Source organism: Salinispora sp. CH2A1_6, from assembly GCF_056820975.1.
Map to the genome: position 1 here is coordinate 219,181 of NZ_JBXEDG010000012.1, position 15,854 is coordinate 235,034.

14 protein-coding genes and 2 pseudogenes are annotated in these 15,854 nt (G+C 69.2%); 9 read left to right on the forward strand and 7 right to left on the reverse strand.

Features of this window, described 5'->3' with window-relative positions; translation table 11 throughout:
* Positions 1-123: 123 nt before the first annotated feature.
* Both AC1UKG_RS16630 and AC1UKG_RS16635 read left to right on the forward strand, forming a co-directional pair.
* The gene (locus AC1UKG_RS16630; RefSeq protein WP_475889752.1) at positions 124-354 is read left to right on the forward strand and encodes a hypothetical protein; all 231 of its coding nucleotides are present in this window, start codon (positions 124-126) and stop codon (positions 352-354) included.
* A gap of 209 nt (positions 355-563) precedes the next feature.
* The gene (locus tag AC1UKG_RS16635) at positions 564-1,130 is read left to right on the forward strand and encodes an NUDIX hydrolase (RefSeq protein WP_018745130.1); all 567 of its coding nucleotides are present in this window, start codon (positions 564-566) and stop codon (positions 1,128-1,130) included.
* Positions 1,131-1,133: 3 nt separating this feature from the next.
* Here the strand turns inward: AC1UKG_RS16635 and AC1UKG_RS16640 are convergent.
* Positions 1,134-2,600, reverse strand: a pseudogene (locus AC1UKG_RS16640) (helix-turn-helix domain-containing protein).
* A 147-nt stretch (positions 2,601-2,747) separates the two neighbouring features.
* On the opposite strand from AC1UKG_RS16640, the gene AC1UKG_RS16645 reads away from it, so the two are divergent.
* From AC1UKG_RS16645 to AC1UKG_RS16655, 3 genes are all read left to right on the forward strand, one after another.
* Entirely contained in the window at positions 2,748-3,080 is a 333-nt protein-coding gene (locus tag AC1UKG_RS16645; RefSeq protein ID WP_018745128.1) for a hypothetical protein, read from the forward strand.
* Positions 3,081-3,083: 3 nt separating this feature from the next.
* A complete protein-coding gene (locus tag AC1UKG_RS16650; protein WP_018745127.1) occupies positions 3,084-3,356 on the forward strand; it encodes a hypothetical protein in 273 nt (90 codons plus the stop codon).
* Between the two features lie 238 nt (positions 3,357-3,594).
* Positions 3,595-3,882, forward strand: coding sequence for a hypothetical protein (locus AC1UKG_RS16655; RefSeq protein WP_018745126.1), 288 nt, complete (start codon positions 3,595-3,597; stop codon positions 3,880-3,882).
* Positions 3,883-3,914: 32 nt separating this feature from the next.
* Here the strand turns inward: AC1UKG_RS16655 and AC1UKG_RS16660 are convergent, their stop codons facing one another.
* On the reverse strand, positions 3,915-4,868 hold the full coding sequence (locus tag AC1UKG_RS16660; RefSeq protein ID WP_018815717.1) for an NAD(P)/FAD-dependent oxidoreductase: 954 nt from the start codon (positions 4,866-4,868) through the stop codon (positions 3,915-3,917).
* Between the two features lie 423 nt (positions 4,869-5,291).
* Here AC1UKG_RS16660 and AC1UKG_RS16665 point away from each other — a divergent pair, with 423 nt between their 5' ends.
* The 4 genes from AC1UKG_RS16665 (at position 5,292) to AC1UKG_RS16680 (ending at position 9,139) form a co-directional block, all read left to right on the forward strand.
* A complete protein-coding gene (locus AC1UKG_RS16665; protein WP_482642426.1) occupies positions 5,292-6,329 on the forward strand; it encodes an NAD(P)/FAD-dependent oxidoreductase in 1,038 nt (345 codons plus the stop codon).
* A 103-nt stretch (positions 6,330-6,432) separates the two neighbouring features.
* A complete protein-coding gene (locus tag AC1UKG_RS16670) occupies positions 6,433-7,266 on the forward strand; it encodes an alpha/beta fold hydrolase (protein WP_482642425.1) in 834 nt (277 codons plus the stop codon).
* A 230-nt stretch (positions 7,267-7,496) separates the two neighbouring features.
* Positions 7,497-8,525, forward strand: coding sequence for an alpha/beta fold hydrolase (locus tag AC1UKG_RS16675; RefSeq protein ID WP_482643206.1), 1,029 nt, complete (start codon positions 7,497-7,499; stop codon positions 8,523-8,525).
* A 146-nt stretch (positions 8,526-8,671) separates the two neighbouring features.
* Positions 8,672-9,139 (forward strand): Dps family protein, encoded by a 468-nt coding sequence (locus tag AC1UKG_RS16680; RefSeq protein WP_018746121.1) that lies wholly within the window; start codon positions 8,672-8,674, stop codon positions 9,137-9,139.
* 128 nt (positions 9,140-9,267) lie between these two features.
* On the opposite strand, the gene AC1UKG_RS16685 is transcribed toward AC1UKG_RS16680, so the two are convergent.
* The 5 genes and pseudogenes from AC1UKG_RS16685 to AC1UKG_RS16705 all read right to left on the reverse strand — a co-directional run bounded on the left by AC1UKG_RS16685 (position 9,268) and on the right by AC1UKG_RS16705 (position 15,747).
* Complete coding sequence (locus AC1UKG_RS16685; protein ID WP_482642276.1) at positions 9,268-12,462, reverse strand: discoidin domain-containing protein; 3,195 nt, start codon at positions 12,460-12,462, stop codon at positions 9,268-9,270.
* A 120-nt stretch (positions 12,463-12,582) separates the two neighbouring features.
* Positions 12,583-12,996 (reverse strand): annotated as a pseudogene (locus tag AC1UKG_RS16690) (GlcNAc-transferase family protein); the annotation flags it as partial.
* A 43-nt stretch (positions 12,997-13,039) separates the two neighbouring features.
* Positions 13,040-13,564, reverse strand: coding sequence for a type VII secretion system-associated protein (locus AC1UKG_RS16695; RefSeq protein ID WP_018746119.1), 525 nt, complete (start codon positions 13,562-13,564; stop codon positions 13,040-13,042).
* The gene (locus tag AC1UKG_RS16700; protein WP_018815585.1) at positions 13,561-14,493 is read right to left on the reverse strand and encodes a hypothetical protein; all 933 of its coding nucleotides are present in this window, start codon (positions 14,491-14,493) and stop codon (positions 13,561-13,563) included. The genes AC1UKG_RS16695 and AC1UKG_RS16700 overlap by 4 nt, the downstream gene beginning before the upstream one ends.
* 171 nt (positions 14,494-14,664) lie before the next feature.
* Entirely contained in the window at positions 14,665-15,747 is a 1,083-nt protein-coding gene (locus AC1UKG_RS16705) for a hypothetical protein (RefSeq protein ID WP_026271791.1), read from the reverse strand.
* Positions 15,748-15,854 lie beyond the last annotated feature (107 nt).

Sequence of the window (15,854 nt, forward strand, 5' to 3'; positions counted from 1 at the left end):
CGATGATGGCCAACAACGAGCGGCAGCACGCAGGCCAGGTGTCATGTCGCGGTGGCTGACCTGGTGGGCTATGGACGAGTCGACCTGTACGCCGGATCCCGATGAGGCCATACGATGCCGGACATGCGCGAGGAAGAGGAAGTGGTTCTTCGTCTTGACCGACCGACAGCTGCGGCCATCGCCGACCTGCTCTACAACATCGGCGAGCACCAGGCTGCCGGCATGCCTATCGCTGAGTTGTCGGCAGACGACAGCGAACGGGTCGGTCGGGTGCTCCATGACCTCTGGCGAGCCTTGGGCATTCCGCTTCCATACGGCGGCGTTCGTGCCGAGGAGCCTCGTCGCCGGTTCTGATGTCGTTCCGGCATCGGGGGCTGCTGACAGCAGTGGTGGCAGCAACATGGCCGGAAGAGGGCAACCTCCGGCAGTCAGCTACCCGAAGCCGCGGCTTTGGACGGACGCTGCTGGACGAAGCGCCCAAACTCACACAATGAAGGGTCGGGCGGCTGGGGCGGTGTGGCCGCCTGTGTGCATGTCAGGTGGCCGGGGCAGATACTGGCGGGGTGGTGGAGAAGCAGGCGACGGAGTTGACCCGGTGGACCATCCACGGCGAGCGGGTCGTGGACGACACCCGGCGGGCGCGGCTGAGTATCGCCGAGGTCGAGTTGCCGGATGGAGCTCGCTTCGAGCAGTACGTGATCCGGGCTCCCCGGTCGGCCATGGTCGCCGTGCTCGATGATCGGGAGCGCCTGTTATTGATGCGGCGACACCGGTTCGTGTTCGACCGGTGGGTGTGGGAGCTGCCCGGCGGCTATCTTGACGACGACGAGCGCCCTGCGCGGTGCGCGGTGCGGGAGGTCGAGGAGGAGACCGGCTGGCGCCCCCAGGCGGTCGAGCCGTTGTTGTCCTTCCAGCCCTGGGTCGGGACCGCCGACGCCGAGAACCTGCTGTTCCTGGCCCGGCAGGCTGAGCACATCGGTGCGCCGGTGGACGTGAATGAGGCGGAGCAGATCGCGTGGATTCCGCTCGACGAGGCGTACGAGTTGGTGTCCCGGGGGGAGATCGTCGGTGCCGGCACGGTGATCGCGGTGCTGGAGCTGGTCGCGCGTAGGGCCCGGGGGGAACTGTGATGGTCAGCGTCGCGGGCCGAGGGTGGCGTTGATGCGGCCGGTGAAGTGCCGGACGGCGGGTAGTCGCCGGTGCGGGGTGAGTTGGGTTTGCAGGTCGCGGAGGTAGCGGACGGCTCTGGCGGAGCGGAGTTGGGTGGTCAGGGTCAGGGCCTGTGCGCCGATGGCGCAGGCCCGTTCGGGTTGCCCCTGGTGGGCGTGGATGTTGGCGAGTAGGGCGAGGTTGAAGGCTTTGCCGCGTACGAAGTGATCGTTCATGCGTAGGGATCGGGCGGCGAAGCGTTCGGCGTGGGTGTTGCGGCCGAGGGCGTGGAAGCAGTGGCCGAACTTGGCGGACAGGTATGCCTCGTCGAAGTAGCTGAGCCATTGCGGGTCGGCGCTGCGGTCGGCTCGGTCGAGGGCTTGTTCTGCGTGGTGCAGGGCGGTGGCGCAGGCTCGTTCGTCGTTGGCTTTGGCCAGGGCGTGGGCTTGCATGACGTGGGCTTCGGCGGTCAGGACGGGAAGTCCGGCGCGGTGGGCGGTCTGGCCGGCGGCGCGGGCGAGGTCGAGGCCGGCGGTGGTGTGACCGAGGTAGGTGGCCTGGTGGCTCATCGCGGCGAGGATCTCCGCGCCGAGGCCGTCGTCTGCGGCGGCGTGGGCGAAGTCCAGGGCGAGGGTGAGGTAGCGCTGGGCGATGCCGTGTTGGGCGGTGTCGTACGCCTGCCAGCCGGCGAGTTGGGCCAGTTCGGCGGCGGCGCTGAGTAGCCGTTGGCCAGTGGGGTGGTCGAAGCGGCCGTCGGTGAGCAGCGGGGTCACCTCCTGGTGGAGGTAGCGGGCGACAGTGTCGCGGGCGTGCCCGCCGCCGTACTGGTTGTCCAGCTGGCGGTATGTGCCGGTCATGGCGCGGATGGTGTCGATCTCCGGTTGACCGACCGCGTTGCGGCCGGGCTGGGTGACCGGAGCCGGGTCGGGGGCGGTGAACCAGCGCAGCGCGGGCAGGGTGTAGCCGGCGGAGTGGAAGGCCACCTGCCGGAGTACGTCTCGACGGTTCACGTCACCTCGTCAAAGCTCTGCGGCACTGCGCACGTCGTCTTGCCAGGTCCGGTTGGCCGGCGGCTCGCCGAGCCGACCGGGAGTGAGCCCACCGGGGGTGAGCCGGCCGGGGGTGAGCCGGCCGGGGGTGAGCCGGCCGGGGGTGGCCGGAGATGTGGCCTGTCGGGGCGCCAGGCCCATCGTGATTCGCGCCTGGTTGGGTATCCGGCAGCCGTCGGCGATCCGCTCCAGGACGTCGATGGAGGTGACCTTGCGGCCGGCCATGATGCGGCTGACGTAGCCCTGTTCCAGCCCGACGGCGGCCCCGATCTGGCTCTGACTCGCCCCGGTGAGGCTGGCGATCAGACGGAACAGCGCGCCGATGTCGCGGGCGGCCAAGGCGGCCAGCACCGCGCCGTGCGACCACGCATCCTCCGGTATTCGCAGTGGATCGAGCAGCATGGCAGCTCCCCGCGTCGCGTTCCGACTACTCAAGGTGTTCCGGCCGACAGCCTAGGGCGACCATTCACGCTGGTCGAGCCGTCCCATGTCACCGTGACATGACCGCTGGCCATGGGGCGGTCCGTCGCCGGGCGGGATGGTCGGCGCATGTTCTTCGATGTCGACAATCCGCCCATCGAGCCGCCCACAGAGTGCCGGCGCCGCCTACTGTGGCGACTGGCCCGCGCCCTCTGGGAGGCCCACCGGCCAGACAGCTCCGGCTTCTGCGTGGTCGCCGGCTGCTGGCATGAGAACCACCGCAATCCCTGCCGGCTGGCCCAACTCGCCCAGGAGGGGATGCGAACCGCCTGCGGTGAAACAACCCCCGCCTCGCCGCCCTGGATCGCCGTCACCCGCCAGCGACTCACGGCCGGGGACATCGACGCCGTGGACAGCCTCGCCGAACTCCTCTGGCGCCACCGCCGCAGTGCGGGGCGGTGACCGATGGGAATCATCTACACCTCGACGGCCTTTCGAGAGTACGCCAAGGCGCAGGTGGCCTATGCGGATATCCTGCTGATCAAGCACGCCGAATTGGGTCTGAGCCTGTGCCGCTGCGGCCGACTCCACCCCTGCGACGACCGCCAGCACTGGCTACGCATGCGCGCCCACTTCGGGCAGTTCCTCATTGACGAGCAGTACAGCAGCGAAGTACAGCAACCCAGCCCACCGAACCCGACCCGAAGCGACCCCAACAGGCCAGACGACCGTGCATGACACCCGATCCGGCCGGCCCGCCGAGAGTTCGGGACGAAGAGGTCGTCGGTTCGAATCCGGCCACCCCGACCGAGTCAGGGGGCACATCCAATTGATGGATGCGCCCCCTACTGCATACTGACGCTGGTCCGACCGATCCGGGAGTTCCTGCGAGACGAAGCAGCCCCCCGTCCTCCCGTCTGCTGGCGGCCTTCAGCCGGCATCGACCTTCGTGGCGGTCCCTCTCGACCACCTCAGGGTGGCTGGCACGATCGGGGTCATGCCTTACGGGAAGCCGGGCGATCATCCGGTCACAGACATCACGGTTCACCGCATCGAGGTCTTCGGTACGGCCTGCGACGAGTTGATCCGAGATCTCTGCGAGCGGGGCGGCGGGGCGGCTGACGGCTACAGTGACCGCACGGCTGCTCCGACTGCCGATGCGGTCGAAGGTGCCGGTGACCTGCCAGGAACAACTCGTCGTCGAGCGCTACTCCCACCAGGGCCGTTGGAGCGCTGGCAACTGTCGTCCGGGCACTCGGCGTAAACACAGCGGACCGGCGATGATGCGGTATCGGGTCACCGGAAGGCCGCGACCGCCTGTCGGGTCTCCTCCGCGATCAGATCCATGTTGATCGCCGCTGCCGCGACGGCACCGCCAGCCGCGGCAGCACCCACCTGAGCGGCCAGATCGGAGACGTTACCCGCGACCCACACGCCGGCGGCCTCGGTGCGCCCGAACGGGTCCGCCGGAACGTACTCACCCACCCCGCTGGGATGGTCGACCGACTGCAGCCCGAGCCCCGCCAGAAACCCGGCCCGCGCCACCAGCCGTGGTGCGACCGACAGGGCGTCACGGCGCACCACCGTGCCGTCATCCAGACGCACCCCGACCAGCCGATCGTCGGCGACCTCCACCGCCGCCACAGCGCCGGTCACCACCCGAATGCCCCGGGCGGCGAGTTGCTCGGCCTGCTCCGCGTCCGGACCAGCGCTCTGATGCGTGAAGTACGTGACGTCACCGCTCAACTGCCGGAAGAGCAGCGCCTGGTGCACCGACATCGGCCCGGTGGCCAGTACGCCGATGGCCTGGTCCCGAACCTCCCAACCATGGCAGTACGGACAGTGGAGTACATCACGGCCCCACCGTTCCCGCAGTCCGGGAATCTCCGGCAGCTGATCGACCAACCCGGTCGTCACCAGCAACCGGCGAGCCAGCACGGACTTGCCGTCGACCAGGGTGACCGTGAACCCGTCACCCTCGCGTGCCGCGTCGGCAACCTCGCCGTTGACCACGTGGCCCCCGTACCCACGCACCTCGGCCCGACCGCGCGCCAGTAACTCGGTCGGCGACACCCCCTCACGCGCCAGCAACCCATGCACGCCCAGAGCGTTCGGGGCGTTACGTGGGGCACCCGAATCGATCACCGCCACCGAACGGCGGGACCGCGCAAGCATCAGTGCCCCGTTCAGGCCAGCGGCGCCGCCGCCGACGACCACCACGTCGTAGCTGTTCTCCAGCTGATCGGTCATTCTGACCACCTCCCAGGGGCAACCATGCGCGGGCAACGACCACCTAGCAAACTGAGTTGCTGTTACGGCAAATGGATCGCGCGCACCGACCGACGTTCCGACATCGCCCACGCCGCTTCGTAGCCCTGCCCGCGTGCACCGCGCGACCCGACAGACCAGCAGAGCCTGGTCCGTGTCCGACCGACCACCGTGGCACGTGTTCCCGAAACGGCGGTCCGGATTCGCCGACCAGGCGGGGTTGGATACGGGCCGCGGCAACGCGCTCCTCGAGCCCTCCCATGCCTTACCCATCCACGACATCTGCCCCGGAGCAGATGAAGTTCATTAATCATGCGTCATTTGACATAAGTAACTTTGCTGAAATAGCGAAGGATCTTGACCCCCTCGCCCTGCATTCGCAGGGTTGTCCGGAAGGGGGACAGAATGATCGATCAACTGGAGAACAGCTACGACGTGGTGGTCGTCGGCGGCGGCGTCGCCGGCCTCAGCGGGGCGCTGACGCTCGCACGGGTCCGCCGTTCGGTGGTGGTGATCGACTCCGGCATCCCTCGCAGCGACCCGGTCCAGCGGATGCACGGGATGTTGGCCCTGGATGGGATGTCGCCGACCGAGTTACTGGCGCGCGGCCGGGCCGAGGTGCGTGGGTACGGGGGCCACGTGGTTGACGGCGAGGTCACAGCTGCGACACGTGACGGTGAGCGTTTCAACGTGACGCTGGCCGACGGCCGGTCGGTGCGGGCCCGTCGGTTGCTGGTGGCCAGCGGGGTGATCGACCTGCTGCCGGACATCCCAGGACTGCGGGAACGGTGGGGCCGCGACGTGTTCCACTGCCCGTACCACCACGGCTGGGAGGTTCGGGACCAGGCCATCGGCGTGCTCGGCACCGGCCCGATGGCGGCGCACCTGGCGCTGATGTTTCGACGACTGAGCAAGGACGTCACGTACTTCACCCACCTGTCGGATGGCCCGGATTCGGAGCAGGCCGAGCAGCTCGCCGCCTGCGGTGTGCGGCTGGTGGCCGGCGCCGTGGTGGCGCTGGAGGTCGCCGACGACCGACTCGTCGGGGTGCGGTTGACCGATGGCACCGTGGTCGGTCTGGACGCCCTGGCGATCGCGCCGCGGGTGGTCCCACGGGCCGAGCTACTCGCGGGGTTCGGACTGCGACCAGTCGACCATCCGATCATCACCGGCGAGCAGATCCCGGCCGATCCGACGGGACGCACCGAGGTCCCGGGGGTGTGGGCCGCCGGCAACCTCATCGACCTGGCCCACCCCGTGGGCGCCGCGGCCAGCGGCGCCCACGCGGGGGCGGGGATCAACGCCGACCTCATCGCGGAGGAGATCCAGCAGTCGGTCGCAGCCGCCCGGGTGGGGTCGCAGCTGCGGTCTCGGGCTCGATCAGCGGTGGAATCCGACTCAGCCGACAGCGCACCTCCTGCTTCCCCGCTCGTGTGGCGCTGATCACGGCGGGTATACCGACCGAGGAGTTGCACCGAGAACGTTCGTTCTCTAAAGTTCTTTCCAGCGCGAGAGAACGAAGGTTCTCCAATCTTGGGAGGTCGTCATGCCGTACATCACCGTGGGAACCGAGAACAGCACCAACATCGACCTGTACTACGAGGACCACGGTCAGGGACAGCCGGTGGTCCTCATCCACGGCTACCCCCTGGACGGGCACTCCTGGGAGAAGCAGTCCGCGGCCCTACTCAAGGCCGGCTACCGGGTGATCACCTACGACCGGCGGGGCTTCGGCCAGTCCAGCCAACCCACCATCGGCTACGACTACGACACCTTCGCCGCCGACCTGAACACCGTCCTGGAAACCCTCGACCTCACGAATGTGGTCCTGGTCGGCTTCTCCATGGGCAGCGGCGAGGTCGCCCGCTACCTCGGCCGCTACGGCTCCGCCCGGGTTGCCAAGGCCGCCTTCCTGGCCTCACTGCAACCATTCCTGCTACAGACCGACGACAACCCCACCGGCGTGCCCCAGGACGTCTTCGACGGCATCTCCGCCGCCGTCACCGCCGACCGCTACGCCTACTTCACCGACTTCTACCGCAACTTCTTCAACACCGACGACACCCTCGGCACCCGCCTGTCCGAAGAAGCCCTGCGCAACAGCTGGAACATCGCCACCGGCGCGTCCTGGTACGCCTCCGCCGCCGCCGTACCCACCTGGATCACCGACTTCCGCGCCGACGTCCCCAAGATCGACGTACCCGCCCTGATCCTGCACGGCACCGCCGACAACATCCTGCCCATCGATGCCACCGCCCGCGAGTTCCACAAGCAGCTACCCGACGCCGACTACGTCGAAATCACCAACGCACCCCACGGCCTGCTCTGGACCCACGCCGACGACGTCAACCAGGCCCTGCTGACCTTCCTCGCCAAGTAACCCCGCCGGGGAAAACACGCCCCAGCCCCGGCGAGGACCGGCGTCGGCACCACACCCGGAGCCAGACGCCCAGGGCAGGCGTCGGCACCACACCCGGAGCCGACGCCTGCCCTCTTGGGGAGCTGCCCTGACAACCCCACGCTTCAGTCCCACCCCTGCCCAGGGTGGGGAGCTCGTCACACCAACCCATCTCCGGTCCCCCGGACCGCTGTCATACAAGGAACAGTCGCATGAACCCCGACACCAACCCCACCCCCGCCGCCGAAACCGGCTCCGGTCGCTCTCGCCGTCGTCCCGTGTGGGCCGCGCTGCTGGCCGGTGTGGCCGTGCTCAGTATCGCCGCCGGCGGCACCGCCATCGCCACCAACAACGCCAGCGAGGCCCAGGCCGACCCCGCCGCCGCCGGAAAACGATCAGACCGTAACGAGGGCTTCGTCACCACCCGCGACGGCGTCGACATCTTCTACAAGGACTGGGGCCCCCGCGACGGACGACCCGTCATCTTCAGCCACGGCTGGCCCCTGAACTCCGACAGCTGGGAATCCCAGATGATGCACCTGGCCGACAACGGCTACCGCGTCATCGCCCACGACCGCCGAGGCCACGGCCGCTCCTCCCAAACCTGGGAGGGCAACGACATGAACCACTACGCCGACGACCTCGCCACCGTCATCAAAAAGCTCAAGCTCAACAACGCCACCCTCGTCGGATTCTCCACCGGCGGCGGAGAAGTCGCCCGCTACGTCGGCCGACACGGCACCGACCGCATCGCCCAGGTCGCCCTCATCGGCGCCGTCACCCCACTGATGCTCCAAACCCCCGACAACCCCAACGGCGTACCCATCGACGTCTTCGACGGCCTCCGCGAAGGCTCCCTCACCGACCGCTCCCAGCTCTACCGCGACCTCGCCAACGGACCCTTCTTCGGCGCCAACCGCCCCGACGCCCAGGTATCGCAGGGCATGAAGGACACCTTCTGGCTCCAGAGCATGCAGGCCGGCCACAAAGCCGCCTACGACTCGATCAAAGCCTTCTCCGAAACCGACCTCACCGAAGACCTCACACGCATCGACGTACCCACCCTCATCATCCACGGCGGCGACGACCAGGTCGTACCGATCGAAAACTCCGCCAAGGAAGCCCACGAAATCGTCACCAACTCCACCCTCAAGATCTACCCCGACGGCCCCCACGGCATCACCGACACCCACAAACAGCAGCTCAACAACGACCTACTCACCTTCGTCAACAGCCTCTAACCACCCAGAAAAAGTGGGCCGGCCGCACACCCAACGTGCGGTCGGCCCGCCCCGCACCACTCACCGCCCACGCCCAGTACCGGACGGGCCCGCGCCAACCGCCACGACGGCCCCCCGCGCCGCCAAACAACGAGAAGGACTCACTGATGTCCATCACGGCCACCAACCAGGTCACATACGCCATCGACGGCCACGTTGGCCCCATCCTGCAGCAGACCCTCGTTGACCTACTCGACCTCACCCTCCTCGCCAAGCAGGCGCACTGGAATCTGACCGGACCCCGCTTCCTGCCCCTACACCAGCAACTCGACACCCTCGCCGACGCGACCCGCGAACACGCCGACACCATCGCCGAGCGAGCCGCGACCATCGGCACCGCACCTGACGGACGCAGCAACACGATCGCCGCCACCAGCCGACTACCCCAACTCGACAGCGGCGCCCTACGAGACGACATCGTGATCAAGAGGATCACCGAAATCCTCTCCACCACTGCCGCCGGGCTCCACCAGGCGATCGAGGCCACCGCCGACGACCCCATCACCCAGGACCTACTCATCACCACCGGCCACACCATCGAACAACAGGCCTGGCTCTTCCGCTCACAACAGTGAGCTGTCACCACGTCCGGTAGGTAGGAGTTCGTTTCTGAGCTTGGCGGCACCGAAGAAACCACTGGTCGGGCACCTGATATGTGGTGCCCGACCAACGTGCGTGGAAGCGACGAACCACCCTCAGCCACTCAACGCACGTCGATCTCCCACAACGAGTAGCCCCACATGGTGCCACGTTGGTCGAACACGAGCCGGACGTATCGAGCATCCGCCGACCTCACGTTGATCCTGACGGTGCCGCCGGTTCCGTTACTGGTGGAATAGACGGTCGTCCAGTGCGCTCCGTCAGGTGAAAGCTCGACCCGGTACCTGGTCGCGTAGGCCTCCTCCCAGATCAGCCGGACCTCGGTGACAGCCCAGACCGAATCAAGGTCGATTCCCAACCACTGCGGATCGTCATTCCACTCGCTGGACCAACGGGTCGTCCGGTCACCGTCGACCACGTTCTCGACCGCCAACGTGGACGTCTCCGTGCTGGAGGCGGCCGCCACCCGACCGAGGGCCAGGTTACGCTTCGTGGTGTTCGGCCGACCCGTAACCGGGGTCGACGTCGAGGTCGGTCGACCGGCGGCAGCGGGTGACGTCTGCTCGGCGCCCGTTCGTGTTGGCCCGGTCACCGGAGACATCGACGCAGCGGGCGCGGGCGTCCGGCTCGGGTGTTCGGACGCGGTCGGGGACGCGCTCGGGAGCGCGCTCGGACTCGCCGTGGGCTGCGGCGTCGCGCCTCCGGCGACGGGCGCCGGCTCCGATGACGTCGTCACCTCCGCAGCCCTCGGCACGTTGCCGGCACCCGCGTCCACCGCACCCCGCAGGGCGAGAACAGCACCGCCGGTGGCCGCGACAGTCGCCGCGACCAGGACCGCTCCCGCCATCCTGCGACGACGGCGGGGGCCCCGCGCGGCAGCGCGAGCCGGTGACGATGTGGACGCAAGCATGGGCAGCGGCACGGCTTCCTCGGCCGGCGCCGTCCGGGCCGGCAACGCACCGGAGGCACCCGAGGTTGCGCTCCCACCACCCGTCGAGGCCTCAGGTTCCACGGTGTCCGGGTCCGGGTCCGGGACCGGGGTGGTGGGAGCCGCCATCGCCACCGGCGTTGGCGTTGGCGTTGGCGTCGACACAGGCGGTGCTGGCGTGCTGTCGGGCACCGGACCCGCAGGGGTCGGATCTGGTCCAGCAACGACGGCCTGCTCGGCCGGGACCGGGGAGGTGAACCGGAAGCCGCTTGTCGTGGGCCCCACCACCCGACGAGGTCGAGCCAGCCTCCCCCCAGGTTGGTCGCCGGCTGCCGGACGCCCGTCGACTCGCTGCCGCCGCGCGGCCAAGGGCGCATCCAGGTAGTTCGCCAGTAGCTGCAGACTCAGCGGATCAACCGCATCAATCTCGACCAGGATCAGCTGGTCACAGTGGATCCACTCCGGCCGTTGTGTGGCTATGGTCAGGGCCACGTGCCACTCACTCGCCAGTCGGCCGGACACGCGAAACGGCGTACGAGCGCCGGGACCACGGGCCAACAGTGCGACGCGATCAGGTGTGTCCGTCTCGCCCGCCGCCGTGGTTCCGTCACGCGCTTCCGCCACAGACGACCTTGTTCGCAGGTCCAGCCTCCGCCGGTTTCCGCACGCCGGCTGCCATGTCACCTCCGTAACCGGTACCGCCTGCTCTTTCAGCATGTCGTCCAGATCGTGGTCGGCCAGCGGATACGGGCTTTCCAGACGGGAAGGTGGCAACTCGTCGTGATCTACCTGACGCGGGCGGATGGTGGACCATCCGCCACCGTGCGGACTGCCGGTGATCACGATCGCCGGGACCTGGTCGGCGACGCGCTGGCAGAACTCCATCGGCAGGTCGGTATTCGCCACGAGCAGGATCGGTCGGCCGGCCCGCTGACTATGGGCCGTGATCAGTTCACCGAGCTCACCAGGTCCGAGCACACCCTCCTCGGTGCACACCTGACCGTCGTCATCGATCTCGACCAAGACGCTGAACAGTCGTTCGTCGGCTTGCCACCACACCGGCGGCTCGGTCCGCGCCGGCACGAGTGCGATGTCGGGCGCTTCGGTCGAAGGTGTGTACTCGCGCGCTAGGGACTCGGCCTCCCGGGGATACAGGTCGACCCGTCCTCGTACCGGAGCCGGCAGCCGGACCAGCAGCTCCCGCAGCGCCCGCCGGGCCTCGCCGTCCAACGGTGCGCCCGGCACCCCAACGACGATCGCCATCCGCCCGGACTGCCAGGGCCGCTCACGCACCGCTGGGGCCGACTCTCCCGACAGCGGTGGACGAAGCCACACACCGCTCTGCACGACCTCGACCACCCACTCTGAGGTGAGTTGGTAGGCGTCCGGTTCGACCCGGGCCAGCCCGACCAGAAAGTCGACCGGCCCGGCCGGACTCGGCTGACCGGATGGTGCGAAGGCGAGCCGCGTTATCGGCGGTGCCCACCTACCGACGCCCTCCGTATTGACTACAACCGGCACCAAACGATTGCCGTGGTGCAGTGTTGGTACCCCCGTGGCCATCGTTACGGTGCACGCCCATCGCCGGGCGAGCATCTCGCACACCTGCGCGCTGACCGTCGCTCCCGGGCCATGGGGCACCACGTTCAGGCGTCCACGCAGGGCACTCGGCAGCGCGTCCGCCACTGCCATGACCGCATCTGGGTCAGGTGCCGCAACGCCCGGCCGTCCCACCAGCAACACCGGACGGTCCGCGTCCACCGGTATGGCGTACGCGGGGTCGTCCCGACCCGGAGCAGGCTGGTCGGGCGCGTCGGGGTACACCCACAGGCCCGCCGGGATCGGCGTTTGGCGCAGGCCGGCCACCGATCCGCCGTCGGCCGGGGAGTCAACGGCAGGTTGCCAGCGGGGCGCGGGAAACCGCCGGCCCACAGCCGGATCGGGCTGGCCGTCGCCGTCGGACGACGACGATTCTGCCCCGAACCGCCGCCAGCCCTCGTCCGCGAACAGCGTGCCGCCGGAAATCGGCTCGAGGCGTCCGGCCGGCGCGAGAACCTCGAATCCCGCGTGCTCGGCCAGAACCGCCGCCGGCACCTGCCCCGAGGTGTCCGGGCTACCACCTCCCGGCACCGCCAGCCGTACCACCGCCCGTGCGGACACGACGGCCAACAGCGCATCAGCAACGTCTCGCCAGTCGACCGACCCGCTCGGCCGTCCCAGCACCGCGACCTCACCTGGCGGCACCGGCAGTGATCGGGCCATCACCGCGAAAGCCGACGGTTCGCCGACCACCACGGCGCGTTCGGAGTACCACGTCAGCGCGGACGTCCCCGAGGTCGCCGGTTTCATTGTGTTGTCGCTACCGTCCACCGCTCACGAACTCCCAACGAGTCACATCGTCCCGGCCACGCCATCACCCAACCCTGAGCGGCACCGCGCGCCCGCTCGCCTGGGCCTGCCACCCGCCCTGGCCGCCATCCAGCTAGGCCGGGTCCGTCCAGGTGCGGCGGCGAAAGTCACATCCGGAGTAGGCCTCGTAGTCCGCAAGCGGGCAGGTGATCACCGGCTTTGTGGCGCCGGTGGCGTGGGCCGTCGCGATCACCCGGGTGTCCCAGTCCGGCGCGAACCGGGTGTGGCTGTCCACCTGGAGGAACCAGTCCTCATCCAGGTACTGCCGCAGCACCTGGGCGCGTGCCCAGCACGCGCACGGCTGTCGCGCGCATCGACGTCCAGCAGCTCCACCCGCGGGCCGGCGGCGATCGCCGAGACGTCCTCGTCTCCGCGGTGCTGCCAGCACACCACGACGCGCACCTCGTCCGGTTGCCCCGCCTTGGCCAGACAGTCCAACACCGTCGGTACCAGCTCGGGGTCGCGGTAGGAGGCCACCGACACGAACACCGTCATCGGATTCCCGCCGCGGATGCGATCCGCTCCGCGCACCGCGCGGTCATTCCCTCGCCTGCCGCAGGAAGTCGGCACCGAGGCGAGCCCCCGTGGGGCTACCCGGGTTCACCAGAACGTCGGTACCGTCGGCCAGGGTGGTGGACAGCTCGGCCAGCCCGACTCGCCGCCAGTCTGGCGCGATGATTCGACGCTGGTGCGACGCACTCGTCGCGAGCATCGCGCACAGCCCGCCGTCATCGTCGCGCACCACCAACGGTCGACCGTCGCCATTGAGCGCGAGTTCCACCAGGGAGGTGCGCAGCACCGCGGCCAAGTGTTCGGGGTCGACCTCGCCGAGCAGTGTGAGGCGGATGAGGGCGTCGAGCGGATCAGTCGGCGAGGCCTCGTAGCGCGGCTCGTAGTCCGGATTGGGGCGGAACTCGCCGACGGTGCCGTTCGGCAGCATCGGCCACGTTCCCACCACCACCTCGAAGGGCGGCGCGTCGTCGGGGTCCTCTGGCTCCCACTCCGGGTCGGTGAGCAGAAACACCTCCTCCGCTGCCGAGGTACCGCCGGACGCAGTGGTCATGACTGTGTCCCGTCCCCGGCCGGCACGAATGCGGCCGATTGGAACAGCATCGCCAACGCCCGATGCTCGTGTGCCGCGTCCGGTGCCGGCAGCAGTGCCCCGGCCGCCCGTACGTGCGCCAGCAGGTCCGGCTCCGGCGCCAGTCCGTGCGTACGGAGGTAGTAGGTGACCGATTCCGTCCACAGCCAACGTCCGTCGGTGCGGTAGCTCATCGGTACCACCGCTCCGCGCTCCGGCGCGACCACGTCGGACAGCGTCCCGGTGGTCCCCAGCACCGGAGCGCCCGCCTCCAGGTAGGCGGTGACCTGCTCACGATCCGCGCCGTCCAGCCGTTCGTGGCCGGACTCGAACCGGGCGCCGTCCGCGTCGACCACGTCGAAGACCCGGGCGATCCGCGGGGGCGGCGACTCGTCTGCCATCCACAGCAGCGCCCCGGAGCTGCGGGCCGCGCGTGCGTACGACGGGAGATCCGCACCGGATCGATATACCTCGACCTGCGGCATGTCCAGGTCCGCGGCCAGCGCGCGGATCATCGCGGCCGCGATCGCCGCCGGCGGCCCGGATGCCTCCAGCACGTAGACCCGGATCGGTGGTATCGCGGACGAGGCCCACTGGGGCGCCGTACGCCAGGAGCGCCACAGCGCCACCGCCCCTGTCTGCTCCCGCGCGGCTCGGATCGCCAGGTGGTCGATCTGGTCGGCGAGGTCCCGGCCGACCAGATCGAGCAGCGGCGGTACGGCGGTACCGAAGGTCTGCGGGTCCGGCAGTGCGGGTGCGAAGGTGTGCGTAGGTTCCGTGGGGTCGTCGGGCCGGGGCGCGAGTACCGTGCCGGTGTCGGCCAGCCGCAGCCGGAGCTCGACCAGCATCGCGTCCGGTATCCGGCCACCGAGGCGCAGCAGCGCGGCGTGAAGCTCGGCTTGATCGCTCATCACCGTTTTCCTTCTGAGTGGCGCTGTGATCGTCTCAATGGAGTCGGCAACCGTGCCCGGTCGGCTGGCAGGCTTGCCCCTACGGCCCCTCACCCGATCCCGTTCTTACCTCGACGGAGGCGCGGATGGTGAAGGGCGAGACCGGTCCGTGTGCGTCGTACCGGCCGGGATTCAGCGGGCGGCGGCAGGGCTCGGCATCGCGGGGCGGAACAACGCAGCCAGGACCCGGTGTTCGGCCACCTCGTCCACCTCGGGGGGCCGGAAGTCGGCGCGCCGGATGTGATCCACCAGGTCAGCCGCCGGAGCCAGGCCGTACGTGCGGAGATAGTAGGTGACGGTGTCGGTCCACACCCACACACCGTCGGTTCGATAGGACATCGGCACGACGGCACCACGATCGGGTTCCACCACGTCACTCTCCCGTCGGGTCGTCGTCAGAACCGCCCAACCGGAATCCAGGAAGGCGGCGACCCGCTCCTGCTCGGCGCCATCAAGACGAGGATGGCCCGGGGCGAACCACGGCCCGGCCGCCGGGTCGACGCCGTCGAAGACCGGGGCGACAGCGATCGGGTACGCCTCGGCGGCTGTCCACAACAACGCGGCGGACCCCCGCGCCTGCATCTGGTACGCGGGCAGTTCGTCACCCGACGCGTACACCTCGACAGGCGTTGGCGCGGCACCCACCGTACTGAGTTCCTGCTGCGCCATGGCGGTAACCACGGGCAGGTAGTCCGCGGGCACGTCGGCGGCCAGGACGAAGACCCGCGCTGCTGTTCTGCCGGTACCACTGGACGCACCGAAACGCCAGGCCCGCCACAGCGCGGTCACACCGGGTACCTCGCTCAGGGCCTCAGTCGCTGCCCGGTCCAGCTCGTCGGTCAGCACGCCGACGATCTCGGGTGGGGCATCCGTCAGATCCAGCAGCGGCGGCGGCGCTCCCGCGGCGAAGGCAGAATCCTCCCCCAGAGCCGGCTGGAACGTGAAGGACGTCCGTTCCTGTCGGTCCTGGCTTGGGCCTGACAGCGCGCCGACGCGATCCGGGTCCATGGCCGCGATCAGGGCAAGCTCCTCCTCGGTGAGGACCAGCCCCGCGGCTGCGGCAACTGCGGCAACCGTCCGGGTGACGTCGACCATCCGGCCCTCGGCCAACGCATACCGCGCCTCGGAGATCGTGTGGTCGGGCGCATGGCCGGCCACGCGCAGGAGAAGCCGATGTAGCTCCGGCCCTGGACCGACCGTACGAAACTCAGGCACCGCGCCATTCGACCACGGCCGCGTACCGCTGATCGACGGTCGAGTACCGGGTTTGCCCTCGTGTCACCGGCTGGTGGTACGCAGGCGCACCGACGGTCGCGGCCTTC

Excerpts from the sequence above, each read along its gene's own strand:
- AC1UKG_RS16645 (WP_018745128.1), top strand. The coding sequence starts at position 2,748 with ATGTTCTTCGATGTCGACAATCCGCCCATCGAGCCGCCCACAGAGTGC.
- AC1UKG_RS16675 (WP_482643206.1), top strand. The coding sequence starts at position 7,497 with ATGAACCCCGACACCAACCCCACCCCCGCCGCCGAAACCGGCTCCGGT.
- AC1UKG_RS16680 (WP_018746121.1), top strand. The coding sequence starts at position 8,672 with ATGTCCATCACGGCCACCAACCAGGTCACATACGCCATCGACGGCCAC.
- AC1UKG_RS16695 (WP_018746119.1), bottom strand. The coding sequence starts at position 13,564 with ATGACCACTGCGTCCGGCGGTACCTCGGCAGCGGAGGAGGTGTTTCTG.
- AC1UKG_RS16630 (WP_475889752.1), top strand. The coding sequence starts at position 124 with ATGCGCGAGGAAGAGGAAGTGGTTCTTCGTCTTGACCGACCGACAGCT.
- AC1UKG_RS16700 (WP_018815585.1), bottom strand. The coding sequence starts at position 14,493 with ATGAGCGATCAAGCCGAGCTTCACGCCGCGCTGCTGCGCCTCGGTGGC.
- AC1UKG_RS16650 (WP_018745127.1), top strand. The coding sequence starts at position 3,084 with ATGGGAATCATCTACACCTCGACGGCCTTTCGAGAGTACGCCAAGGCG.
- AC1UKG_RS16665 (WP_482642426.1), top strand. The coding sequence starts at position 5,292 with ATGATCGATCAACTGGAGAACAGCTACGACGTGGTGGTCGTCGGCGGC.
- AC1UKG_RS16670 (WP_482642425.1), top strand. The coding sequence starts at position 6,433 with ATGCCGTACATCACCGTGGGAACCGAGAACAGCACCAACATCGACCTG.
- AC1UKG_RS16660 (WP_018815717.1), bottom strand. The coding sequence starts at position 4,868 with ATGACCGATCAGCTGGAGAACAGCTACGACGTGGTGGTCGTCGGCGGC.